Origin of the sequence: Bhargavaea cecembensis, from assembly GCF_000826125.2 — a bacterium.
GTDB classification, from domain to species: domain Bacteria; phylum Bacillota; class Bacilli; order Bacillales_A; family Planococcaceae; genus Bhargavaea; species Bhargavaea cecembensis_B.
Genome location: NZ_LN651373.1, coordinates 245237 through 271264 on the forward strand (window position 1 = coordinate 245237; position 26028 = coordinate 271264).

The 26028-nt window shown below is 56.4% G+C and carries 18 protein-coding genes and 1 pseudogene; 11 read left to right on the forward strand and 8 right to left on the reverse strand.

Annotated features, from left to right (window positions below; translation table 11 throughout):
- The first annotated feature begins 75 nt into the window (after window positions 1–75).
- Together BN1189_RS06925 and BN1189_RS06930 are read left to right on the forward strand one after the other, a co-directional pair.
- Window positions 76–882 (forward strand): transposase, encoded by an 807-nt coding sequence (locus BN1189_RS06925; RefSeq protein ID WP_179860904.1) that lies wholly within the window; start codon window positions 76–78, stop codon window positions 880–882.
- Window positions 879–1910 carry a transposase gene (locus BN1189_RS06930; protein ID WP_052455704.1) on the forward strand — a complete coding sequence of 344 codons (1032 nt, stop codon included), beginning with the start codon at window positions 879–881 and terminating at the stop codon, window positions 1908–1910. Before BN1189_RS06925 ends, BN1189_RS06930 begins: the two co-directional genes overlap by 4 nt.
- A 237-nt stretch (window positions 1911–2147) precedes the next feature.
- Here the strand turns inward: BN1189_RS06930 and BN1189_RS06935 are convergent, their stop codons facing one another.
- Window positions 2148–2843, reverse strand: coding sequence for a GDSL-type esterase/lipase family protein (locus BN1189_RS06935; protein ID WP_040226817.1), 696 nt, complete (start codon window positions 2841–2843; stop codon window positions 2148–2150).
- A 1601-nt stretch (window positions 2844–4444) separates the two neighbouring features.
- On the opposite strand from BN1189_RS06935, the pseudogene BN1189_RS16870 reads away from it, so the two are divergent.
- From BN1189_RS16870 to BN1189_RS06975, 8 genes and pseudogenes are all read left to right on the forward strand, one after another.
- Window positions 4445–4924: pseudogene (locus BN1189_RS16870) on the forward strand (Cna B-type domain-containing protein); the annotation flags it as partial.
- 361 nt (window positions 4925–5285) lie between these two features.
- Complete coding sequence (locus BN1189_RS16455) at window positions 5286–6671, forward strand: Cna B-type domain-containing protein (RefSeq protein WP_441296253.1); 1386 nt, start codon at window positions 5286–5288, stop codon at window positions 6669–6671.
- Window positions 6672–6685: 14 nt separating this feature from the next.
- Window positions 6686–8425 carry a SpaA isopeptide-forming pilin-related protein gene (locus BN1189_RS06950; protein ID WP_052455710.1) on the forward strand — a complete coding sequence of 580 codons (1740 nt, stop codon included), beginning with the start codon at window positions 6686–6688 and terminating at the stop codon, window positions 8423–8425.
- 64 nt (window positions 8426–8489) lie between these two features.
- On the forward strand, window positions 8490–9326 hold the full coding sequence (locus BN1189_RS06955; RefSeq protein WP_040226823.1) for a class C sortase: 837 nt from the start codon (window positions 8490–8492) through the stop codon (window positions 9324–9326).
- On the forward strand, window positions 9316–9993 hold the full coding sequence (locus tag BN1189_RS06960) for a class C sortase (protein WP_040227042.1): 678 nt from the start codon (window positions 9316–9318) through the stop codon (window positions 9991–9993). The genes BN1189_RS06955 and BN1189_RS06960 overlap by 11 nt, the downstream gene beginning before the upstream one ends.
- A gap of 475 nt (window positions 9994–10468) precedes the next feature.
- Entirely contained in the window at window positions 10469–12028 is a 1560-nt protein-coding gene (locus tag BN1189_RS06965; RefSeq protein WP_040226824.1) for a spore germination protein, read from the forward strand.
- A complete protein-coding gene (locus BN1189_RS06970) occupies window positions 12025–13116 on the forward strand; it encodes a GerAB/ArcD/ProY family transporter (RefSeq protein ID WP_040226825.1) in 1092 nt (363 codons plus the stop codon). The genes BN1189_RS06965 and BN1189_RS06970 overlap by 4 nt, the downstream gene beginning before the upstream one ends.
- Window positions 13113–14351 carry a Ger(x)C family spore germination protein gene (locus tag BN1189_RS06975; protein ID WP_052455711.1) on the forward strand — a complete coding sequence of 413 codons (1239 nt, stop codon included), beginning with the start codon at window positions 13113–13115 and terminating at the stop codon, window positions 14349–14351. The genes BN1189_RS06970 and BN1189_RS06975 overlap by 4 nt, the downstream gene beginning before the upstream one ends.
- Before the next feature lie 685 nt (window positions 14352–15036).
- On the opposite strand, the gene BN1189_RS06980 is transcribed toward BN1189_RS06975, so the two are convergent.
- Complete coding sequence (locus tag BN1189_RS06980; RefSeq protein ID WP_040226826.1) at window positions 15037–15939, reverse strand: S-layer homology domain-containing protein; 903 nt, start codon at window positions 15937–15939, stop codon at window positions 15037–15039.
- A gap of 342 nt (window positions 15940–16281) precedes the next feature.
- A complete protein-coding gene (locus BN1189_RS06985; RefSeq protein WP_040226827.1) occupies window positions 16282–17433 on the reverse strand; it encodes a VanZ family protein in 1152 nt (383 codons plus the stop codon).
- 205 nt (window positions 17434–17638) lie between these two features.
- Between BN1189_RS06985 and BN1189_RS06990 the strand changes: the two genes are divergently transcribed.
- Window positions 17639–18778, forward strand: a complete 1140-nt coding sequence (locus BN1189_RS06990; RefSeq protein ID WP_040226828.1) for a glycerate kinase family protein — start codon at window positions 17639–17641, stop codon at window positions 18776–18778.
- Window positions 18779–18975: 197 nt separating this feature from the next.
- Here the strand turns inward: BN1189_RS06990 and nhaC are convergent, their stop codons facing one another.
- The 5 genes from nhaC to BN1189_RS07015 all read right to left on the reverse strand — a co-directional run bounded on the left by nhaC (window position 18976) and on the right by BN1189_RS07015 (window position 25408).
- Window positions 18976–20349, reverse strand: coding sequence for a Na+/H+ antiporter NhaC (gene nhaC, locus BN1189_RS06995; protein WP_052455714.1), 1374 nt, complete (start codon window positions 20347–20349; stop codon window positions 18976–18978).
- Between the two features lie 464 nt (window positions 20350–20813).
- On the reverse strand, window positions 20814–21716 hold the full coding sequence (locus BN1189_RS07000; protein WP_040226829.1) for a fumarylacetoacetate hydrolase family protein: 903 nt from the start codon (window positions 21714–21716) through the stop codon (window positions 20814–20816).
- Between the two features lie 20 nt (window positions 21717–21736).
- Window positions 21737–23728, reverse strand: a complete 1992-nt coding sequence (locus BN1189_RS07005; RefSeq protein ID WP_052455715.1) for a sodium:solute symporter family protein — start codon at window positions 23726–23728, stop codon at window positions 21737–21739.
- Between the two features lie 12 nt (window positions 23729–23740).
- A complete protein-coding gene (locus BN1189_RS07010; RefSeq protein ID WP_040226831.1) occupies window positions 23741–24511 on the reverse strand; it encodes a cyclase family protein in 771 nt (256 codons plus the stop codon).
- A 90-nt stretch (window positions 24512–24601) separates the two neighbouring features.
- A complete protein-coding gene (locus BN1189_RS07015) occupies window positions 24602–25408 on the reverse strand; it encodes a TrmB family transcriptional regulator (RefSeq protein ID WP_040226833.1) in 807 nt (268 codons plus the stop codon).
- Window positions 25409–26028 lie beyond the last annotated feature (620 nt).

The window sequence follows — 26028 nt, forward strand, 5'->3', positions numbered from 1 at the left end:
AAAAAATAGAAAAAGACCGCTGCCTTTTGTAGAATGGAGTCACCACAACAACACACACAAAGGAGCGATCTTTTTATGTGCAATCCGAAGACTGCTACAACAGAGTATATCACAGAAATGGAGATCTTGGCAGAGGTGAACAAGCCTGAGGAAAAACGTCCAAAACGCCGGTTGGCGCCTGTCTTCAAGCCCTATGATAACCGCCAGTCCTTCGCCATCTTCGATGTCGAATCGCTGGTTCCCGATGACCATGTGGCACGTGTCATTGATGAAATGATCGAGACGATTCCGGATGATCAGCTCATTGCGCATTATTCCGGAGGCGGCCGCAGTTCTTACCACCCGAAGATGATGCTTAAGATCATTCTTTACGCCTACTCCCAAAAGGAATATTCCTGCCGGCGCATTGAAAAGCTGACAAGGGAAAGCATTCCTGCTATGTGGCTGGCCGCCGGCCAGCTTCCCGACTACCGGACCATCAATGAGTTCCGCGGGGTCCGAATGCCCAAGATGATCGATGATTTATTCGAAGCGATGGTGATGGAATTGCATCATCGCGGCTTCATTGACTTTGAAAATTACTTCCTCGATGGGACGAAAATCGAGGCGGATGCCAATAAATATTCCTTTGTATTCAAGAAAGCGGTGTTGGGATACGAGGAAAAGCTGAAAAAGAAAATCAGCGAGACCCTGCAGGAGATCCATGAGATTGCAGAGGCAGAGGGATTCGAAATGGGAAGTCTGCCTGAAGGTGATCCTTCGGTGGAGGAACTGATGGAGACCGTCTCCCGTTTGGAAGGACAGGAAGAGATCCTGACGGACAAAATTGAGAAAGAGACAGATACAGCGGTCCGCAAGGGAATCCGTAGAAAAGCTCGGTGATCCGCAGGAAGCTCAAGTCGGTCCGGGATGACTTCATTCCGAGGAAAGAGAAATATGCTGCCCAGCTTGAGGTTTGCGGAGAAGACCGGAATAGTTACTCGAAGACAGACCCGGATGCCACATTCATGCGAATGAAAGAAGATCATATGAAAAACGGCCAGCTCAAGCCCGGCTACAATATCCAGATGGCCACCGAGAACCAATTTGTTCTTTTCTATTCTGTTCACCAGCGGCCCACAGACACCCGGTGTCTGATCCCACACATGGAAGCCTACCGGGAAACTGCGCTGCCGATGCCAAAGCGCATTGTCGCGGATGCGGGATACGGAAGTGAGGAGAATTACCTGTATCTTCTCGGAGAGGAAGACGGAGAAGCGGTTGCCGATTTTCTAATCCCGTATAACACCTACCTGAAGGAACAATCGCGCAGTTATAAGAAAAACGCATACAACGCCAAGAACTGGGCGTATCACGAAGAGGATGATCTGTTCGTCTGTCCGAACGGACGGAAAGTCCGCTTCAAGAAATACATGAAAAAGAAAAATGCGTCTGGCTTCGTCCAGGATTTCAAAATCTATGAGTGCGAGGATTGCAGTGACTGCCCGTTGAAAGCACTGTGCACCAAGGCAAAAGGGAACCGGCAGGTTCACTGGAATCCGATTTATGAGGAATTGAAGGCCAAGGCAAGAAAAGCCCTTGATGATGAAACCCTAAAACAGATCTACGCCCTTCGGAAAATCGAAGTGGAGACAGTTTTTGGGAATCTCAAGGGCAATTTGGCGTTCCGTCGATTCCATCTTCGAGGGCTGGATAAGGTTCACTTGGAGTTTGGAATCCTGGCACTCGCCCACAATTTCCTGAAAGTGGCGGGCATCCTGCGGATGCCTTCTGCCAAACATATTCAAAATAAAAGGAAGGAGGCGAAAAACGATTTGTTTTTCGCCTACTTCATCATTTTAGGGACTTATCGGACAGCCCCCTCCAAACCCAAAAGGAAAACCTTCCGGCGCGCCGGAAGGTTCATTTAAATGGGCTTGGATCGCTTGGGGAAACGATTCACTTATCGAGAAAAGGGGGGAGGGGAGGATGGCCATTTGGGCGAGTGAGTCGCTTTTCCTTTTGAGTGAGACGCAAACAGGCCCGAGTGAGTCGCTTTCTCTCCCGAGTGGGACGCAATCTCCCTCAAGTGAGTCGCTTTTGCCCGCGAGTGAGACGCTTTTCACCTTTTCTCCCTTATCCTTCCCCAAATCAGCACCTTCTCTCCCTCAATCCTTTTCCTTCACTTTCTCCACCCACTCGTCGTAGCCGTTGCCTTTCAGGTGGATTCCGTCGACGGTGTATTTCGGGTCCATCCGGCCTTCTCCGTGGGTGATCAGCAGGTCCAGGTTCAGGTACTCCGCGCCGCTTTCCTTGGCAATTTTCTTCACAATCCGGTTGTACTTCACGACTTCCTTATTATCAATCTTCCGGTGGGAAATCTCGGTGTTCACCGGAAGGATCGACTGGAGCGTCACTTGCGTCCCGGCCGGGTCGAACGCATCGACGATTTTCCTCAGATTTTCCTCGTACTCTTTCCGGTCCGCGCCCTGCAGGATGTCGTTCGTGCCGATCATGATGTATGCCTTTTTCGGTGCGCGGTCGGCCACTTCGCCGATTCGCTTTAGCAGTCCCGCCGATGTGTCGTCGCGGATGCCGCGGTTGATTACGGTCTCCCCCGGAAAATACTCCGCAAACTCCCCGTGGTCCGTCAGGCTGTCCCCGATGAACGCCCGGTCCACCGGCTTATCCGGCAACGCCTTGAAAATGGAAACTTTATTGATGTAATACGGATTTTTATAATTTGGGGAACCCTCCCCCTCGGCTTTGACACTTCCGCTTTGGCTCCAGTAAAACCCGCCAAACCCGAGCAGCACCACATTCGCCAACAGGGACACCGCCAACACTGACTTCAGCTTCTTCATCAACTCTCATCTCCGTCTCTATCTCTGTCTCTTCCACTATCTCACTTTACCCGCTGTGCAAAACGGACAATCAGGAAGATTCCGGATGGGCAAGCGCACCAAGACCAAAAGACCCATAAGAACCTCCTAATCTTTAAAAATAAAATCTCTCATATAGGTCATTTATCCTCTATCGCTCGCATATAAATAGATATGCACCAACTTGGCCGGTATGTGCGCTTTGGCCGGTGCATAGATTGTGTGGTTGGAGAGGAGGAGGGGTTATGCCGAAGCTGAGGGGGCTTTCGGCTTTGTTTTGTGCGCTGCTGATCCTGCAGCTGGCCGTGCCGATTTTCGCCGGGGCCTCCCCCGGGGGCGGGACGGCGGACAACAGCGGACGAACGATCATCACCAAACTGAGCCAGACCCCCGAAACTATTACATGGCGAGTGACGATCAACGCGGCCGGCGCCGGGCATGAAGGCTTGAGCGTCGCAATCACGTTCGGTCCGGGACTCGCACACGGCTCTGTCAGCGGAGGGGAAGGCGTTGAAATCGCGAAAACCCCCGCCGGATGGGACGTGCAGATCCCGCCGGGCGACACCCCCGTCAAGCTGGACGCGACCGCGGCCGTCACGGACCCGGACCAAAACCGGCTCACCCTGCAGGCCACCGCGACTTTCCCGGACGGCGTGTACAAAGCGGCCCATGAAACCGCCGCTCTGAAACCGGTTCTGGAAGAAGAGCCGCCTGCCGCCGAACCGGAGGAAGACGCGCCGGCGGTGGGATCTCCGGAAGCACCTTCCATAGAGCCCGAGGCACCCGAAGAGCCCCCGGCCACCGGCAAACCGGCACCGCCTGCTTCTCCGGAAAAGGAAGAGGCGGCACCGCCGATTGATCAAGGAGACCGGCCGGAGACATCCGCGCCGCCCGCCGGGGGAGAATCGCCACAATCTGGTCCTCCGGTGACGCCGAAGCCGGAACAGCCGGGTGCGGATCCGGTCCCGCCGTCGGCAGAACCTTCGCCGCCGGCACCAAAACCGGAGCGGCCGCCGCTGGCTGAACCGATCCCGCCGGAGAGCGAGCCGCCGACCGGGAATCCGATCCCGCCGGAAAGCCGTCCGCCGCTTGCGGACCCGATTCCGCCGGCAGAACCGGCCGCACCGGAAAGCCAGGTTGCAGAACCGGCCCCACTGCCACCGGAAGCCGCCGGGGAACTCAACAATCTCCCGGCCGCTGCACCTTCCCGGGAATACTGGCCGGACACCGACGGGGTTGTCGTGCCGACCGCTCTGCAGGGGTCGTCGACGAACGATCATACGAGGCCGTTCCTCTTGTGGGCGAACGGCAACGCGATCCATGCGGCCATGAAGTCGACGCACGCCCTGGAATTCATGAATCTGAACGGCGTACGGAATTCCGGTGCGGATGTGCATGCGACCGGTGTGCTCATCAAAGTGGGCGGGACGGAGCACAGGCCGGCGGACGGACTGAAGGGGAACACGAAAGACGCCCGGTGGACGGTGTTCAAGTTCGACGCTTCCACGATTCACCTGGAGGACAATGCGCCGATTCCTTTCTTCGTGAAAGGAATCGGCGGCGGCCATGATGTCGGCGGCGATATGATCGCAAACGTGCCGAAGTTCACTGTCACCGGGCATAAAGCCTGGGTCGGCGGAACGGAGCGGCCGGCGGTCGAACTGCAACTGAAGGCGCAGGCTGCGGGTGAAGGGGTGCGCACGCTCGGCACCGCCACCGTCAATGCCCCGTCCTGGTCGCACACGTGGGCCAACGTTCCGAAGTACAACCCGGCCGGCAAGCTGTATGTGTTCACGGCAGATGAAAAAACGATTCCGCCGAATTACAAAAAGTCGATTTCCGGGATGACCGTCACGAACGAGTATGCACCGGATCAGCGCACAATCGAGGTTGAAAAAAGGTGGATCGGGCCGGCTGCGGACTCCGTCACAATCCGGCTCCTGGCGGCCGGGCAAGACACCGGCAAGACACTTGTCCTGAACGAGGCCAATCAATGGGCCGGCACGTTTGAAGTGAATCAGTTCGACGACAAAACCGGAGATCTGATCACCTACACAATCGATGAAGCGGCGGNGGAATCCGATCCCGCCGGAAAGCCGTCCGCCGCTTGCGGACCCGATTCCGCCGGCAGAACCGGCCGCACCGGAAAGCCAGGTTGCAGAACCGGCCCCACTGCCACCGGAAGCCGCCGGGGAACTCAACAATCTCCCGGCCGCTGCACCTTCCCGGGAATACTGGCCGGACACCGACGGGGTTGTCGTGCCGACCGCTCTGCAGGGGTCGTCGACGAACGATCATACGAGGCCGTTCCTCTTGTGGGCGAACGGCAACGCGATCCATGCGGCCATGAAGTCGACGCACGCCCTGGAATTCATGAATCTGAACGGCGTACGGAATTCCGGTGCGGATGTGCATGCGACCGGTGTGCTCATCAAAGTGGGCGGGACGGAGCACAGGCCGGCGGACGGACTGAAGGGGAACACGAAAGACGCCCGGTGGACGGTGTTCAAGTTCGACGCTTCCACGATTCACCTGGAGGACAATGCGCCGATTCCTTTCTTCGTGAAAGGAATCGGCGGCGGCCATGATGTCGGCGGCGATATGATCGCAAACGTGCCGAAGTTCACTGTCACCGGGCATAAAGCCTGGGTCGGCGGAACGGAGCGGCCGGCGGTCGAACTGCAACTGAAGGCGCAGGCTGCGGGTGAAGGGGTGCGCACGCTCGGCACCGCCACCGTCAATGCCCCGTCCTGGTCGCACACGTGGGCCAACGTTCCGAAGTACAACCCGGCCGGCAAGCTGTATGTGTTCACGGCAGATGAAAAAACGATTCCGCCGAATTACAAAAAGTCGATTTCCGGGATGACCGTCACGAACGAGTATGCACCGGATCAGCGCACAATCGAGGTTGAAAAAAGGTGGATCGGGCCGGCTGCGGACTCCGTCACAATCCGGCTCCTGGCGGCCGGGCAAGACACCGGCAAGACACTTGTCCTGAACGAGGCCAATCAATGGGCCGGCACGTTTGAAGTGAATCAGTTCGACGACAAAACCGGAGATCTGATCACCTACACAATCGATGAAGCGGCGGTTCCGGGTTATTCAACCACGATCACCGGAACGATGGACAGCGGATTCACAGTCACCAACTCAAGCACTTCGACAATCGATGTCCAGGTCGCCAAGCAGTGGGTCGGCCCAAAAGCCGGCCCGGTGACGATCCGGCTGCTCGCGGACGGACGTCCGGCGGGCAAGACCGTCACGCTCGATGAAAACAACGAATGGAAAGGCGCGTTCACCGGTCTGCCCGCGCACGATCCGGCCACCGGCAAGCCGGTCACCTACTCTATAGAAGAAACTCAGATTCCCGCCGGCTACGAAGCGACTTACTCGACCGGCGAAAACGGGGAACTCATCGTCACGAACACGGCGCAGACCGCGTCAATCACCGTGCTGAAAGTGGATGAAACCGACAAGCCGCTCGCCGGCGCCGTGTTTGAACTGCGGGGCCCGGACGGACAAGTCCGCACACTCACGTCCGGCGAAGACGGAACCGCCGTCTTCACGGATCTTCCGCTCGGAGACTACACACTCACGGAAACGAAGGCGCCGGCCGGATACCGGCTGTCCGCCGAGCCGGTCGGGCTCACGTTAAAAGCCGGCTCGCAGAACGTCTTCCAGAAAGTCGTGAATTCAACACTCGGCTGGGCGCTGCCTGACACCGGCGGGCTCGGCACGGGGCTGTTTTACGGAGGGGGCGCGCTCCTCATGGCAGCGGGGCTCCTGTTGTTCAGAAAAAGGGAAAATTGAGAGGAGAATGGGATATGGCGTTGGCCAAAAATAAGTGGGGCAGTTTACTGCTCGCATTCGCGCTGATCGCGGCGATGTTCGTGCCGCAGATGGCGTTTGCGGAAGAGGCGGAAGAGGCGGAGACGGCGGGCTTTGGCCCGGTTTACAGCCTGACAATCCAAAAGCATGAAGTCGAGCCCGGTGAATCAGGCGGCGAGGAAGGGACCGGCGGCCCGGGACAGAATGCGCCCGGCAAGCCGGTCGCGGGCGTGAAGTACACGCTGAAGCAGACGCATTCGTACAATCCCGCAGACGATAAGTGGGAAGAGCTCAAGCGCCCAGTGAAAGACCTCACAGCCGTCACCGGCAAAGACGGGAAAGTCACCCTCACAAGCTGGAACGGTCTCAAACTCGGGCGTTATGAAGTGACGGAAACGGACGGCCCGAACCATATTCTCCTGAACCCGGAACCGTTCTACGTCGATATTCCAATGACGAACAAGGAAGGAACGGCACTGAACTACAAAGTTCACGTGTATCCGAAGAACGAAACAATCCGCGGAAGTGCGGAGCTGCTGAAGGTCGGAGAAGACGGCCAGCCGCTTGCGGGCGTCACGTTCTCGCTTTTCAAGTCAGACGGCACGGAACTCCAGACCGGCCTCGTGACCGGTACGGAAGGGAAAGTCAGTCTGACAGGCCTCAATGCGGGCAAATACTATTTCAAGGAAACTGCCGTGCCTGCGGGTATCGCGCTGAACGAAACGAAAATCGAGTTTGAGGTGAAAAGGTCAGGAACCGGCAAAACCGTCGCGGTGGATTGGACGCCGGTCGACGGGTTCGTGAGCGACGGCACCGTGACCAACTACAATAGCCCAGAAATCACCAAGGACGTGGAAGGCGAGTCAAACCTGATCATCGACCGCGACAAGCTGTTCAACTACAACTTGACGATCAAGGCGCCGAAGGATCTCGACAAATATGCTTCCATTTCCGTGACTGATGAGCTGGACGGACGGCTTGAGTACGGCGGAACATGGGACGCGCAGGGCACCGGCAAGTCGAACATTGAGTTTTCAAAAACCGGGCAAGAGCTCAAGTGGACCGTCAAAGATCCGTCCAAGCTGACGCCGGGACAGAACATCAAAATCACCTTCTCGGCGAAGATCAAGCCGGATGCCGTGCTGATCGGGGAGGAAACGGGCATCCCGAACACCGCGGATCTGACGTTTGACAACAAGCGAGGCTGGAAAGGAACCGTGAAGCCGGCCGACCCGCCGACCGTCACCCCGGCCGATGGCGGACTGCAGGTCATCAAAGTCGATGCGGCCGATCAGAAACGCCTGGCGGGCGCGGTGTTCAAGCTGACCGACACGAAAGGCAAAGTCATCAACTCGGCTGCGATGGGCGGCGGCGTGAAGGTGAACGATCAGCCGTTCACCGGTCCGCTTGAAAACCTCACGACCAATGAGGACGGCGAGATCATCATCACCGGCCTCAAACCGGGCGAATACCGCCTCCATGAAACAAAGGCACCGACGTATACCGACCAGGACGGCAACCTGAAACCATACCGCCTCCTGACAAAGCCGGAAAAGGTCATCATCAAACACGGCGAGACGGCGGAAATCACCGTCGAAAACTCCAAATCCGGCTGGCTGCTGCCGACAACCGGCGGCATCGGCACAATCCTCTTCACTTCGGGAGGCCTCGCGCTGATGGGGCTGGCGACGGGCATGTACGTCCGCCGGCGCAAGACGGATTCCGGCACTGCCTGATTGATTTGAACGGGGGAGCAGCGGCTCTCCCGTTTTACATAAGACCCGAAAGGACGATCGCGCCGTGAAAAAATATGTGTTCCTCCTCATCTTCATCATCGGCCTGGCCGTCTTTTCCTACCCGATGATCAGCAACTTCTTCGCGACGAAAGCCCACCAGTCGGTCATCCACGACTACGACGAAGCCGTCCGGCAAATGGATTCCGTCAAAATCCGCGAAGAACGCAAAAAGGCCGAACGCTACAACGACAGTCTTGCCGGCCTGCCCGTCGGCTTCACCGATCCGTTCGCAGAAGGCGGCAGCACACAGGAAAACCGCAGCTACTATGACGCGCTCAACATCGGCCCCGCGATCGGCAGCCTCGACATCCCGAAAATCGGCGTCGAGCTCCCGATTTATCACGGCACGAGCGAAGAAGTCCTGTCGCAGGGCGCCGGCCATCTCGAGCAATCGTCGCTCCCGACCGGACGGCCCGGCACCCACGCCGTCCTCACCGCCCACCGGGGCCTCCCGTCCGCAAAAATGTTCCGCAACCTGAACGAACTTACGACCGGAGACCAATTTCTCGTCAAGGTCCTTGGCGAAACGATGGCCTACGAAGTCGACCGCATCGACGTCGTGCTCCCCGATCAGACCGAATGGCTCCAGATGCCCGAAGGCGAAGACCTCGTCACGCTGCTCACCTGCGACCCGTACATGATCAACACCCACCGGCTGCTCGTCACCGGCAAACGCGTCCCGTACGAACCGGAAATCCTGGAGGCGAGCGCCGAACCGAAGGAAGAAAAGCCGGCAACCGGGAACCGCAGTTGGATCGCACTCGCCGCCGCGCTTGCAGCAGCGGCCGGGGGGCTGTACGTATGGAGGAGGAAAAGGACGGCGGAACGCGATGAAGCATAAATGGAGCATTTTATTGTTCGCCGCCGGTCTCATTATCCTTGCTTATCCTCACATCGCCCAACTGGTGAATAACCGGATCCAGCACAACCAGGTCGATGAATTCCGCACCGCGCTTGACGACTTGCCGGATGAAGAAGTCGTCCGGCTCATCGACCGCGCACGCGAGTACAATGAAGACATCGCCGAAGAAAGCACCGGTTTCCGCGACCCATGGGGCGACCAGGAAGAATGGATCACCGCCTACCGGGATCTCGGATTCGACGATAACGAAATGTTTGGCGCCCTGGAAATCCCGAAACTGAACGTGCGCACCCCGATTTATCTCGGGTCATCGGAAGCGGTGCTGAGCAAAGGAGTCGGCCAGGTAGAGGGAAGTTCCCTTCCGCTGGGAGGACCGGGCACCCATACCGTACTGGCCGGCCACCGCGGCATGCCGACGATCCCGATGTTCCGCGACCTGGACCGGCTGCAGGCGGGGGATGTGTTCTTCATCCATACCGTGGAAGAAACCTTGGAATACCGCGTCATCGAACAAGAAGTGATTTACCCGGACGACACCGACTCCCTGGAAATCCAGGATGGAAGGGATCTGGCGACATTATTGACCTGCCATCCGTACCGGCATAATTATCAGAGGCTGCTGGTGCACGGAGAGCGGGTGGAGTGAGGGGAAACGCATAGTGAATGGGCGAGTGAGACGCTAAGTGCCGCGAGTGAGACGCAATTGAGTCCGAGTGAGACGCTAATGTCCACGAGTGAGACGCAATCGGGCCCGAGTGAGTCGCTTTTCAAGACCGCTGCTCCCCCAGGCAGCCCTCCTCACCTTGGAATAACCGCTCACCCCAAAAACCGCGGAGAATCTACCAATCAACCCCTTAAGGAAAACCTTCCGGCCCGCCGGAAGGTTTATTTAATTGGCTTGGATCATTTGGAGAGGCTATTTCGACCGGGGAGAAAGGGGAGAGAGGGTCTGATCGGACATGCGGGTGAGACGCAAAGGGACGGGAGTGAATCGCTTCTCACGACATCCGCACCCCAGGGCACTGCCACTCACTGTTCTCTCCGATGCCACTGATTAACCCCCCGGTTTTTGGACCATCCTGTCACTATATAAGTCAATCGGCTTAAGGGAGGTGCGGGGAATGGGCGGGTTTCTGAACAGATTGTTCGGCGGAGATGAAGGCGGGGAGGACAACACGGGGACAGAAGGCTTGCCGACTTCGTTTTCCGATAGCCTTGATTGCAATGCGGATCAGTTTAAAGCGGAGTTTCGCTATCCCCAGAACAGTGCCCTGAAATTTCGGGAGCTGCTGATTCCGTCGGTGAATCGCCGGGCGATGGTGCTGTTTGTCGACGGGGCGGCGGACACCGTCCAGATCAACGACTATGTGATCAGGCCTCTTTTGGAGACGGACCGGAAGATGGAAGGCCTGCAGAGCCTCCCGGATGGGATCAAGAACAATATTCTCACCGGGTCGGGCAGTGAACTCCTGGAGGGATTTCCGCAAGCCATCGAAAAACTGATGAACGGAAGCACGATCATCCTGCTCGACGGCGAAGAGCAGGCCATTGCCGTAGCGACTGAAGGCTTTGAGAATCGCTCCGTTGCCGAACCGACACGGGAAGTCGTGATCAAAGGACCGAGAAGCGCCTTCATTGAATCGGCGGCGATCAACCGCTCGCTCCTCCGCAGGCAAGTGAAGGATCACCGGCTCGTGTCGGAGACGATGACAGTCGGCAAGGAATCTCCGCAAGAAGTGTCCATCTTATATATGGCTCACATTGCCGACCCGGCACTCGTTCAAAATGTGAAAGAGTCGCTGTCCAAGGTGGAGAAAGACGCCATCCTGACGCTTTCCGCAATGGAAGAACTGATTGAATCCCGCCCGTATTCTCTATTTCCGTCCACGATGACGACGGAGCGGCCGGACAGGGCGGGGTCGTTCCTGCTGGAAGGGCATGTCGTGATGCTCATGGATAACTCCCCGGATGCGCTCATCGCACCGATCACTTTCTGGTCGATGTTCCATACGGCGGAGGATCAGTTCCTTCGTTGGGCGTTCGGCAACTTCGCGCGGATCGTCCGCCTGATCGCCCTTTTTCTCTCCCTGCTGATGCCGGCCCTGTACCTGGCCGTGGTGACATTCCATCCGGAAATGATTCCGACCGACCTGATGCTGGCGATTGCGGCATCGAGGGAGCGGGTGCCGTTTCCGACGTTGCTCGAACTGCTGCTCATGGAAATCACATTTGAAATTCTAAGAGAAGCCGGCATCCGGGTTCCGACGCCGCTCGGTACGACAATCGGAATCGTCGGAGCGCTCATCCTCGGGCAGGCGGCCGTCCAGGCGAACCTGGTCAGCCCCCTGCTCGTCGTCGTCATCGCGATCACCGGCCTTTCGTCGTTTGCCATTCCGGATGTCGGACTCAGTGTCATGACGCGGATCCTCCGTTTTATATTCGTGATTGCAGCCCATCTTCTCGGATTTGTCGGGCTGGCTCTTGTGCTCGCAGCCATGCTGGCCTACGCCACTTCGATCAAATCATTCGGTGTGCCGTTCTTCTCGCCGCTTGCACCTCACTTTCCCTCGTCCCGCGATCTGTTTTTGAGGCCGATTCTCAAAAAACAGTGGCTGCGTCCTTTATCCATGAGCCCGAAGGATCAGATCAGAGACGAGCCCGAGGGAGGGGACGGCCCATGATCCGGGTTTCAGACGGTAAGATCGGGCCGAGGGAATTCTTCGCCATTCTTTACGGGATGATGGCCATCCGCGTGACCGACTCGACGCCCAGCCTCATGCTGGAAGACGGCCTCACTGCAGCCTGGATGCTGCCGCTGATCTCGGCGATCGTCTTGTTCGGATCGCTGATGTTTTTGCTGGCAATCCTTAAAAAGTACAACATGGGCCTGATCGATATCGTGTTCGAACTGGCAGGAAACGGTTTTGGACGATTGATCATCCTATTTATGTTCGTCACGGTCTTTTCATCGATGTCACTCAACGGCCGGAGCTATTCGGACATCGTCATCACGATGTATTATCCGAAAAGCCCGCTGCTTCTCATTATGGTGGCGCTTATTCTGGGCGCGGCGCTTTTCATCGCGCACAGGGGCCTGGAGGCGATCGGACGCACAGCGTTGCTGGTTGTGCCGATTTTCATGCTGACGTCCGTTCTTTTGATCATCGGCGTTGCCAATCAGCTAGATCCTCTGTTCATCTTTCCGATCGCCGGGCCGGGCGAACTGGAAGTCATCAAAGGAGGACTCGAATTCAGTGCGTTCTTCGCCGACATCATCATCGTCGGCGTGCTGGCTGACCAACTGCGGACGTTTAACGCATACCGGACGGCTTCCATCTGGGGGCTTTGGGTCCCGGCAGCCAAGATGGCTTTGTTTTTGGCGGTCTACGTCATGATGTTCGACTATCCCGCAGTGCGGAACATCGCCTATCCGTATCATCATCTGACCCGGATGGCGATGGTTGGATCGCTTGCAAACCATATGGAGGCCCTGTTTCTGGCCCTCTGGTTCGTCGGCGCCGCGATCCACTTTGCCACTTACCTGTACATTTCCGCTCTGCTGCTCGGCAAGCTAATCAATTATCAGCCGTTCCCGCAACTCCTTTTTCCTCTGGCGGGGCTGTCTGTCCTCATCGGGATGCTTCCCGAAAACCCGCTGATGGGAGACCAATTAAGAAAACTTCTGCTGCAATCCAGTTCGGGCCTGTTCCTGTTGCTGCCCGTCTTCTTATGGGGAATCGACCGGTTCAGAAAGAGGGGGAAGGAATGAAAAAGTACGGATGGCCGATCGGGATGCTGGTCCTTGTTTTATTCCTGACGGGGTGCTCGGAGAGACAGGAGTTGGAGAAACAGGCGTTTGTAGCTGTGATCGGACTGGATAAAGGCGAAAAGGAACATCAGATCGAAGTCACTTTCCAGATTTCCAACCCCCAGGTGAATACGACACAGTCTGCGGAAGCGCAAAATGAAGAACCCTCGAACATCGTCACCATCACGGCAGTGGATCTGCTGTCGGCCAAGGAATTGGTGCAAACCTCTCTGTCCAGGGAAATCACCTTCTCCCATCTCCGGACCATCATTGTGGGAGAAAAGCTCGCAAAAGAAGACCTGTTCCGGCATGTGATCGGCTCCGCCATCATCGATCCGGAAATGCGGCGCGAAGCCATCATGATCGTTTCAAAAGAACCGGCACAGGACTTCATCCATGCGAACAAACCGACGATGGAAACGCGCCCCCATAAGTACTATGAATTCATGGAGGATAACTGGAAAAACACCGGCTTCGTCCCCATCTCCAATTTGAATGTCTTTTTTCAACGGACTGAAGGAGAACTGTTTTTGGCCGGCTATGCAACCGCCCAAAAAGATCCCGAATATGAGAAGAATGATGACACCTACCTGGCAGGCGAAGTCCCGCAGAGCGGAGGGGATCCTGTGGAAATGATCGGCTCGGCGGTCATGCAGAAAGGGCGGATGGTCGGGACATTAAACGGCGAGGAAACAAGACTTTCGCTGCTGCTTAGAAGAAAGAACCTGCTCAAGACGATGATCACCACTTTCCCTGATCCTTTGAACGAGGATTACCGGATTTCCGTCGTCGTGGGCCAGGGCCCAAAAACCAAAGTGAAGGTGAATACGGACCGGTCGCCGCCCGAAGTCGATGTGGTCGTGCCGATCGTGTTGAAGATCAACTCCAACATCGCGCTTGAGGATTACACCGTCAGCAAGCAAAGACAGGAAGCATTGAAGAAAATGGTCAAAACCAAAATGGAACAGGCATCCGACAAACTGATCGAAAAAATACAGGAAGAATACAAAGGAGAGCCATTCGTCTGGTACGCCACCGCCCGCAAGAACTTCCGGACGACGGGAGATTTTGAACGGTACGACTGGGGAGAGCAATTCAAAAAAGCCGACGTCCACGTCAGCTTTGAAGTCACGATCGAAAGCTTCGGCCAACAACTCCGGCCGCCGACGCTGAATAAGAGGGAGAAGGATGAGTGAGGAGAAGGGCGGGGGAAGGCGAGTGGAGTGTATAGGAGGGCGAGTGAGGTGCGAGTGAGACGGTAAGGGGCGCGAGTGAGACGCTTTTGGCCGCGAGTGAGGCGCAAAGGGACCCGAGTGAGACGCTTTCTGCCGCGAGTGAGGCGCAATTGGATCCAAGTGAGACGCAATCAAGCCCGAGTGAGTCGCTTTTCACGACACACGTTCCCCTGGCATCACCCTTCACCTTGGAATAACCTCTCACCTCAGATTCTCCGCCCGCGGAGAATCAACCAATAATCCAGCCCTAAAGAAAAACCTTCCGGCCCGCCGGAAGGTTCATTTAATGGGCTTGGATCATTTGGAGCGACTGCATCACACGGAGGATGGCGGATTGCTTTATCCGCCAACTGTTGATTAACTATCCGTTGGAAGTCTTAAGAGAATGCTGACCAGACTGTCGCATTTCCGATATACGGATCAATCTGGATTTATCGCAGTATGCTCCAACTGTTGATTAACTCCTAAAAAAAGATGAGTGACGCAAAAAGTCGCAAGTGAGACTTAATCGTCCGCGAGTGAGACGCTATCATCCCCAAGTGAGACGCTATCCAACCCCTGACCCTCACCATGCCAGCTCCACCCACCCCGCACGCACATCAAAACCCCCTGCCACCAGGCAGGGGGTTCATCATTTCACTCACGATCACTTCGGCACAACCGGATCGGTGTCTCTCACATCGTCCACGGTCACCTGTACCTCGATCACTTCATCTTCCACGCCGTCAATCGTGCCGACCGCCGTGTACACTCCCGGGTGATTCAGATCCACGCCGCTCAGATCCCAATCCACGTACACTTCGATCGAGACCCCGTTCGTCAGAAGAAGGAACACGGTCTCCGGCAGTTCCGGCGCGACGCCTTTCATCGTCTCAACCGGATCCGGCTGCTCGATCTCGGCAATCGGGTAGTTGATCATCGCTTCGAATGCACGCACGAGGAACGAAGCGAGCTGGCCGCGCTTCACCGTTTCCTGCGGGCGGAACAACGTCTCGGTCGTCACGCCATTTTCTTTCAGGATGAGGATCTTCTCCTGCATATCTTTCGCGGCTTTGTTCAGGTCATTGATCTTCGGCGTCGGCACGTCCTCGAGGTCCTCCAGCGCAAACGCGTTCACGATCACCTTCGCCATCGCATCCCGCTTGATCAGCCGGGAAGGGAACACATTGCCGTTCGGGTCGCCGTTGAAGATCCCCGCATCGCGGACGATCAGCGAAAACTTGTACAGCTCCTGGTCCGGGTGGCTCTTCGGAATATCCTTGAACGCCGGGATCCCGCGGTAGTCATACGTTTCCAGCGTCTCGCCGGTCAAATTCAGCTCGAGCTTCCCGAGCGCCTTGATCACGGTCGCCGTCTGCACGTCCTTCGACGACTTGAACGTTCCGTCCGCATAGCCGGTCAAGAGGCCGTAATCCTGTGCCGCCATGATGTTGCTGTAGTGCGCGTCGTTTTCGTTGATATCCGTGTAACCTGCCGCGGACACCGCCGACGGAAGAAGCGTGCCGGCAGCCAAAACGCCTGCGAGCACCCATTTCGTGAGTGATTTCATCCTTTGCATTCCTCTATTCTATTAGGGTTGAGATGATTATAGAGTGCGGCGGGGAGGTTGTCCATACACTTTGAAAATATATTTTATGGAAATAAAATCCTTGTGGCTTTCGGGAAGAAAAGCCGTCCATTCCCGCCCCGAGACGCCGTACCCGGACCCCGATGCACCCCCGCCCGGACAGCGAAAAAACCGTAAGAGTCCGATTCGGCCTGCTAAGAGACCGATTCTCTCTTTTAAGAGTCCGATTCCTGTTGCTAAGAGACCGATTCTCTCCTCTAAGAGACCGATTCGCCCACTTAGGAAGGAGAGCGGCGAGCTCGGAGCCAAGCGAGACTCTCACCCTCACTCCACATCCCGCTGTTCCTCCACACCGGCCGCACGGTCAAAGTAAAACGCTCTCTTCCCGCGTCCGATCAAAACGACCAGCATATGCACCACGATCACCAGCCAGATCACGGCCTGCAGGACGAGCGCGCCGACGGTCAGCCACGCCGCGAACATGTACTCCGGCGTCCCGAATGCCGGTTCGTATCCTTCCAGCGCTCGGGCTGCAATCGTTGCCAGCCACGGCAGATAAATTGCCGCCGTCCGCTTCAGCAAAGCAATCCAAGACGGGACGCCGCCATCCGCACCGGCAAGCCGGATCCGCAGCACCCGCATGCCGATCGTCCGCCCGCGACCGAGCATTGGCACCACAAACAGCACGATCAGCAAGCCGGCACTCATGAACACAAACTCCGACACCACACCCGCCGGCAGCACGAGCCCGTACACGATCCACGCAATCCGCACGATCGCATAGTCCACCACGATCGCCAGCAACTGCGACAGCGGCGGCACGAACCGGAGCTCCTCGATCCGCTCCGACTTCGCCAGCACATCCGCCCGGCTCGGGAACAGCGCCAGCAGCACCGGCGCCATGAGGAACCCGAACAGCGCCCCCGTGCTGTTCAAAATCAGGTCATCGACGTCGAACACCCGGTAAGGACAATTGTAAATCCCGTAAATCCCCGTCAGCTGCGTCACCTCAAAAAACAGTGACAGCCCGAATCCGATGGCAAACGCCCGCTTCCAGAACTTCCGCTCCCGCAGGAAATACCGCAAATACACCCCGAGCGGCAGCAACAGGAAGAAATTGAACAACGCCTGCCAAAACGCACTTTCCCGTAACACCGCCGCGTACGTCCCCGGCCGGCTCAGCACCACACCGCTGCTCCGGATGACATCCCCGACAAAGAAAAACGGAACAAGCGACACATGCTGCGTCCCCGGCTTCTGGAACTGACACGTATCCCGAACCGACGGCAGGGGCAACAGCACCAAAAACAACGCCGCGATCAAATAAAACACAAACGAATACACGACAACCGTCGTCCAGATGCTGAGGAACCCATACTTCCGGTATGTGTAAACCATCCAAGGCACCGTCAACACGAGCGCCCCCAAAAAGAACACCGCTACCGCCGCCAAAAGCGGCGTCTCATATGCAGCCACAGCTCCACCCCCAATCCCTTCTTATCCATCTTCCCGTCCATCCCGGAAGGAAAACCGCCACTAGAGTGGGCCAAAAGAGAAAAGCGTCTCACTCGGATCCAAAAGCGACACACTCGCGTCCGATTGCGTCTCACTCGCTCACACACACATTAAAGGACTCCGCCCACTCCATGTGGAAGACACATACCGAAAGGAGGCCGTTTTCATGAACATCCTCATCGCCATGGACTCATTCAAAGGCAGCGTCACCTCGCTTGAAGCGGGCGAGGCGGTCGCCGATGGGATCCGCCAGGCAGATCCATCTGCTGTCACTCAAATCATCCCGCTCGCCGACGGAGGAGAAGGCACCGTCGAAGCGCTTGTCCGGTCAACCGGCGGCAAGCTCATCCGTACCCATGTAACCGGCCCGCTCGGCCAGCCGGTCACCGCCAAGTACGGCCTCCTCGGCGACGCCCGCACTGCCGTCATCGAAATCGCCGAAGCGTGCGGCCTCACCCTCGTGCCGGAAGAAAAACAAAATCCGCTGCGCACGACCACCACCGGCGTCGGCGAACTCATCCTCGACGCGATTAAAAATGGCGCCCGCTCGCTCATCATCGGCCTCGGCGGCAGCGCCACGAACGACGCCGGCATCGGCATGCTCCAGGCGCTCGGCTATCGCTTCCTGGATGTTTCCGGTCAAGAAGTGCCGCGGGGCGGGGCGGCGCTTGGCGCCATCCGGTCGATCGACGCGACCGCTGTCCACCCGTCACTAAAGGGAATCAACATCCAAGTCGCCTGCGACGTGAACAATCCTCTTCACGGAGAGCAAGGCGCCGCCCACATATTCGGTCCTCAAAAAGGCGCTGATCCGGAGATGGTCGAGCAGCTGGACAAAGGACTGAAAAACTTCGCCGAAGTCTTTAAAGAACACTTCGATCTGGACGTCCAGTCCATCCCGGGCGCAGGAGCAGCAGGCGGGCTCGGCGCCGCTCTCGCCGGCCTTCTCGGTGCCGAACTCCGGAGCGGCATCGACCTCATGCTGGAAGCCGTCAATCTGAGAGAACACCTCCAAACCGCCGACCTTGTCATCACCGGCGAAGGACGGCTCGACGCCCAGTCCTCCATGGGCAAAACCGCGATGGGCGTCGCCGGCCTTGCCAAAGAGCGGGGAGTGTCGTGCATCGCACTGGCGGGAAGCGTGACAGCGGACGCCGCCGCACTGAATGACCTCGGGGTCACCGCGTACTTCTCAATCTTGAATGAACCGACGACACTTGAAGAAGCGATGAACCCGGAGCGCACAAAAGCCAACCTGCAACAAATCAGCCGCCAATTGATCCGGCTTTACCAGGCGAGAAGATGAAAAAGCAGCTCCCGCAGATGCGGAGAGCTGCTTTATAAGTTAACGCCCAATGGAAAGCGACGCACTCGTACTTGATTGCGTCTCACTCGAGGCCAAAAGCGTCTCACTCGCGCCGGCTTGCGTCTCACTCGAGACCGAATGCGACACACTCGCCCTATATACAAAGAAGGCGCCCCGCGCGGACGCCTTCTTTTCCATCACTTTTTGGACAACCCAATCTGCGTCACGCCGCTCAGGATGGTCAGGAACGGGGAGAGGAGGCAGAAGAGGGCGAACGGCACGTATTCCACCGTGGGCACGCCGAGCACACCGGCGATGAACACACCGGCTACGCCCCACGGAACGAGCGGGTTGATGACGGTGCCTGTGTCTTCCAGGGCCCTCGATAGCGTCTTTTTATTGTACCCCAGTTTCGTGTACTGTCCTTCAAACGCCTTCCCCGTGATCAGGATGGACAAGTACTGCTCGCCGACGAAGAAGTTCAGGCCGATCGCCGTGCAGGCGGTGGCGGAGATCAGGCGGAAGGCAGTCGTCAATCCATTTTCGATCGCCAGCAGAATCGTCGGGATGATCCCCAGCAAGAACAGCAGTCCGCCCATGCCGAGCGCCAGCAACACGAGCGAGATGGAGAACATCATGCTCTCGATCCCGCCGCCGGACAGCACCGAGTTCAGCTGCTCGACGTTGCTGTCCATGACGAACCCGGAAAACAGGATGTCGGCCATCCCTTTGAACGTGAGGGACGGGTCATGGACAAAGGCGATCACCACGCTGCTCACAATCCCGGCGGATAATGTCGGAATCGCGGAGACTTTCATCATCGCCAGAACCGCCACAATGACAAACGGGATAAACGCGACCGGGCTGATGTAGCTGTACTCCTCCAAAGCCTTCAAAAATGTCGCAATTTCCTCCGTGTTTTGCCCTTTTTCCGGGGATAACAACACAAACACAACAGCCGTGATCACAAACGCCGGAACCGTCGTCCACATCATATTTTTAATATGTTCAAAGAGGGGAACACCGACGGTTTCGGAGGCAAGGTTTGTCGTTTCCGAAAGGGGGGACATCTTATCTCCCAGAAAGGCTCCGGACACGATGGCGCCGGCGGTCACGGCCAACGAGGCGTCCAGCGCCGTGGCCATCCCGATGAACGCCACCCCGATCGTCGCAGCGGTCGTGAACGCACTGCCGATCCCGATCCCGACGATGGAGGTCACGACAAACACGGAGAAATAAAGCGGCAACCCGGAGAACAAATGAAACCCGTAAAACATGAGGCTCGGGATCGTCCCGCTCGCCATCCAACTGCTGATCAGCATGCCGATGAAGAAAAAGATATAGACCGCACCGAGCCCCGAAGCTGCCCCGTTGATCAGCCCTTTTTCAATTTCATGATGGGGAAGGCCCTTGAACCGGCCGTACAGCATCAAGAAAATGATTGAAAAAATGATGGGCAGATGCGGATTCATCCCGAGCCCGATAATACAAATGCTGATGGAGGCAAAGACCACCAGCAACACCAACACCGCTTCCCAAACCGGCAATTTCAATTTCGTCGACTGCAGCATTCGAATTCCCCCTTAAAAAAGCGCACAAAAAAAGCCCTTCTCCACATAGGGACGAAGAGGCTTCGCGGTACCACCCTAATTGGCAAGACAAGCTTGCCCTCTCAAAAGATCATCTGCATTATTCAAGCAGGTGTAATTCACTTTGGTTCCGCTCGGATTCGCACCAACCATCCGATCTCTTTCTTCTGCAGGAATTCAAAGCTACTGCGTCTGCCAACAGATTCTTGTGCTCATATTTGTGCTAAAGTGTACGGCGGGAGCAGGGATTTGTCAACAAGGGATCCGGTTCTCCCACTAAAACAGGGCATCTGCCGGAACGGCGGATGCCCTGTTTCAGGAGTTGCTTACCCTGGAATAAAAGCGGCTTACTCGAGGGCGAAAGCGGCTCACTCGCGCCGGATTGCGGCTCACTCGAGAGCGAAAGCGGCTCACTCGCACCGGATTGCGGCTTACTCGCTTTCCCCTTACTTCACCCGATTCCTCAGCACCCCAAGCCCTTCAATCTCCAGCTCCACTTCATCCCCAGCTTTCAGCCATGGCTGGACGTCCGGGCCGGCTTCGAGGATGCAGCCGGTTCCGACGGTGCCGGAGCCGATGATGTCTCCGGGGTAGAGGGTGGTGCCGGATGAGGCACGTTCGATCATTTGGCCGAAGGAGTAGTAGATGTCTTTGAAGTTGCCTTCGGATAATTGTTTGCCGTTGATGTGGGCGGTCATTTTCAGGTCGTACCGGTCGCCTGTCCGATGGGCCTCCAGTTCATCTTTCGTGACAATGTACGGTCCGATGGAGGTGGCGGCGTCTTTTCCTTTGGCGGGTCCGAGGCCGACTTGCATTTCCTGCATCTGCAAGTCGCGGGCCGACCAGTCGTTCAGGATGGTGTAGCCGAAAATGTACTCATCGACATCCGCTGCCTTGATGTTGCGTCCTTCTTTACCGATCACGGCGGCGATCTCTAGTTCGATATCAAACATCTCGCAGCCGGGCGGAATTTCCACTTCCTGATCCGGGCCGTGGATCGACTGGTGATTGGAGAAGTAAAACACCGGGATTTCGTACCATTTCGGATGGACTGTCAGCCCGCTTTGCTTGGAGGCGTTGAGCAGGTGCTGCTCGAAGGCCATGAAGTCCCGGACGCTGGCCGGGTTCGGAAGGGGAGCGAGGAGCCGGACATCTTCCAGGTCGTACCCTTCCTCCGTACTGCTCTGTTCCTTCAATGCAGGCAATGCCTCGCCGCTATGGCGAATGAACTCAAGCATCGTTCGGATCTCCGTCCCGTTCACTTCATGTGAGACCGGATAAACCTTTCCGCCGTCCGTCCATCCGGCCTGCGGTTGGTTGTCTTGGTATACAAACGTCACGAATTTCAAATGCGTCTCCTCCTATGGCGTCATGGTACTTGCTGCAGGGCAGGGGAGGCTCCCGAAACCCCGCTGTATTTCTGAAGGATCCCGTTGCCTTTTGGACTCAAGATGACTTGGCGTCTCCATAGTCCCTTTTCGACCAGGAACCCTTGCTTGATCAGCTTTGAAAGAATCGCGGATGCATGCAGGGAGTCAAACTCGGTCTCCCGGACGTACTGATTCAGGGCGCCCATGCCATGGCGGAGCTTTTCGAGGAACAGGAAGTCTACCTCTGTCAGCCGGTCATCGGCAAAGCGTTGGCTGCTTTCGGTTAAATACAGATCAGGCGTGAGACCTTCTTGGATGTGGAACGTGTAGAAGCCCGGCCCCGAGTATTTTTCCCTTCGGATCAGGTGGCGTTTATCCAGGCCTTCGATGATTTTATTGCTGACAGACGAGTCCACGCCGAGCATGTCGCTGATTTCTGCCATCGTGTCGTATCCGTAATGGATCAGCATCATGACCTTTTTCTCTTCCTCGGTCATCGTGTTCGCCAGGCCGATCGTTTCATTGAAGCCTTCCAGCGCGTAATAGTCCGGTTTCGTCAGGAGACTCACGATCACAGTAGTCAGGACGGTGGCGACGAGTCCGACCACACCCACGTGAGTATACGCTCCGAGGGGGAAGATCTTGGTGAGGTCCAGCACAGTGAAAATCGCCGTTGCCGAAATTCCGACGACCGCTCCGTAGAACGCGCCTTTCTTCGTCGTGCGCTTCCACCACATTCCGAGGAATACGAGGATGGACGGGGCACCAAGCCAGGCGGTGGAGAAGGCGAACAAGTAGAGCGGTCCGCCCGGATAGAAACAGAGCAGCCAGACGATCAACCCGAGCGCGAGTGTGATCACTTTCGATGGAATCGTCAGCTCCTTTGAAGTTGCGTTCGGCCGGACGTAGCGCTGATACAAGTCACGGACCGCAGTGCTGGAGGCCCCGATCAATGCCGTTGTGGAAGTGGAGATCGAGGCGGCCAGCGCACCGAGAAGGGCAAATGCCGCCACGACGATTGGCAACGCTTTCAAAACGACGCCGAATGCAGCGGTCGGATCGATGGTTCCGTAAGGGAGGAATTGATCGCCCATCGCAGAGCCGGCGTACAAGCCGGTGAAGGCCAAGATCAGGATCGGGACGAAAACGAGCAGCAGGGCACCGTAAACGAATGAAAGCTTGGCGGTCCGCTCGCTCCGGGTCGAGGACACACGCAGCCAGTAGTAGTTGTTCCCCCAAACGAGGAAACAGGCAAACAGGATGACGAAAGTCAGGACACTCGGATACTGCATCGACAGGACCGGCAACTGGCCGCCGCCGATGCCGCTCGTCCAGTAGCTTCCCGGGCCTGCCCAGTTGGACGAGATGAACGACATGCCGCCGAACTTTGAGATGATGGTGATGAGCATGACCGGCAAGGCAATCAGCCCGATGCACATCTGGATAAAATCAGTGAGGGTGACCGCCCAAAATCCGCCGACGTAAGTGAACAAGAGGAACATGGCGAAGATCGCCGAAAGCGTCCCGAGCAACGACCAGCCCGTGAAGCTCGTGGTCACGATGGCCATGGACATGACGTTGTTCGCCATGATTCCCAAGAGACCGAGAATGGTGGCCACCGTGACGAGCGTCCTCGTCCTTTTGTCAAAGCGCATCTCCAGCCACTCAGACAGCGTATGGGCACCGGAGCGGCGGATATAAGGGGCAAACAACAAACCGTACAAAGCGAGCCCGCCGATCCCGTAAATCAATCCGAAACCGAACGATCCCCAAAACCCGGTCATAATGGCAAGCCCCGGACCGAGCGTGATGATGGTACCGGCGAACCCGATGGCGGCGACGCCGAAGATATTCACGAGCAGACCGACTTCGCGTCCTGCAATGAAATAATCATTCGAACCGGTCACCCACTTGCGGGTGATCCATCCGCCCCCGATGAGGATGGCGACAAAGGCGACGAAAAAGAGCAGGAACACACTGTTGAAGCTCATTCAGATCCCCCTTTAGTCAAAGATGGCGACAGGCCTGGCCCAGCCGGCGCTGGCCCCCTTGATGTTGATCGGGAAAGCAGCGACTTTAAAGCCGTGTTTCTTCGGCAGCTTGTCCAAATTCGCGAGCTTCTCGATCTGGCAGTATTCCGCTTCCTTCCCGACGTAGTGGGCGGCCCATAGGATATCGTCCTGCGGATTTTCGCGGTACTGCTGTGCCTGGAGCGGCAGCGGGATATCCCAGCCCCATGCGTCAATCCCCATTACCTTGATCCCCTTATTGATCAGCCAACGGGTAGCATCCGCCGAGACACCGGCATGACAGAATGCGTAGTCTTCCTCGTAAAATCTCTTGTCGGCATCTGTGCGGACCAAGACGATATCATACGGCTTCAGTTCATACTCCATCTGCGCAAGCTGTTCCTCGAAATCTTTCACTTGCAGTTCATAGCCGGTTTCCTTGTCGCTGAAGTCGAACAGCACCCCGTCGCCGTAAAACCACTCGACAGGAAGTTCATCGATCGTGCGGGAACGCTCTCCAGCCGTTTGGTCGGCATAATGCCAAGGCGCATCCACGTGGGTGCCCGTGTGGGTGGTCAGCGTGAGCGTTTCCACCGCCCATGCCTTGCCGTCCGGGAAGTTGTCTTTCTCCAGACCGAGAATGGAAGCAGCCTGCTCCGCCCCCTGTTCATGCGTCTCATATTCGATCTTCGGCGGGAACGGCTCCTTTGCCAATGCATCCATCGGTACGCTCAAGTCGATGACAGTTCGTTTGTTTTCCCCCATGTTCATTCCCCTTTGCAGTTTGATAAGTTGATGCCCGAGATCCTGCCCTCCTTTGCATGCTGATTCTATGAAATCCTTCATTGTTGCCGATCAAAAGCGGTCGAGAAGCTTCTCATATTGCTCCCCGTAAATCTTGCTGAGTTCTTCAGGGAAATCCTGAACGACCTGGTTGATGTATATGTCATGCCGGATATAGTTAACCGTCGTCCGGACCAGTGCCGTATGGCTTGAAATGACGGCATGCGTGTCATCACCCGCCGAATGGAGAATGAACACCCGCTGATCATCCACCACGCAGGAGAGCTCCCCGAGATGCCGTTGATCCGAGAAGGGACCTTCATGATGCTTGTAGTGCTGCCAGGGGAGATGTACATCTGCTTTGTCGAAAGTGATCGACACGATTTTCACCCCTCGTTCATGAGCTTCACTCAATTCCGTCTTCAAATGGCCCATCTCCTCGGCCCAGCAGCTGATATAAATATTCGTGGAAGACCCGCTGATCATCTCGCGCAACGCCTCAAGAGAAGCCGCATAGCCGGAAATATGATAAAGCTCCGACCAGCCCACATTGTTGTTTGTGGAAAGGCTTTTGAAATAGCTGTTCAGCAATTTGTGGTCCTCTTCAAATTCTGTTTCCATCGCCACCAGCAATTCATCGTAAGGAAGCGGCGTATACAACTTCTTATTTGAGGACGAGCCGTCCGCCACGTTGAAGATGACATGCCGATCAATCAGGCGCTTCAGCGTCTCATACACCTTGGCATTTGGAACCCCCGACTGATTGGCAATCTCATTCCCGTTCAACGGATGACGCTGCAAAAGAGCGATATAAATCTTCGCCTCGTACTCCGTAAAGCCATATTTCTTTAATGTGGTCAACACCGAATTGGTTTTCATTTATCTCACCCTGCCTCCAACATACTACTAAGGTAGTAGTTAGTCAATGAAGTATTTAAAATTTCAGTCAACAAAAACCGTTCATTTTGTAAATGAAAAGAGACGCATGGGCATATTCGCCAATGCGTCTCTTCTTGCTGAGTCACCTTTAGAAAACTTGAAGAAAATCAATCTTGCTTCTTTCCGTCCCAATTGGCGGATGATTAGGTTGGTCACAGTCATCCGGACTGGGGTCTTCAGAGGATAGTTAATCAACAGCTTGTTCCTACTCCCAAATCACACATTGCCAAAATGCCAGTGGACATAGGCTTTCAGTGAAACACCAACTTCAAAGTTTCCGCCAACTGTTGATTAACTCATTCACCAACAGAGGCCTTGGAGCAAGTATAAGACTCACCTGCGCAGACTGGTAACCTCTGCACCGACCTCCAAAGGTCGTCTCAACAATCTTTCTGCCCAACTGCCAAGTTTCAATTTTGCCTCCTCCCCAAAAACTTAAATTAAATCCATCCGCCCACTCACTGCCAGAAGACAGCCAAACTATGATGCCTTGCGGTTTTGCTGCATTACATAAAGCCATTCCACCCTCATATAACTATCCCCCCGGACGCAAGTCCGGG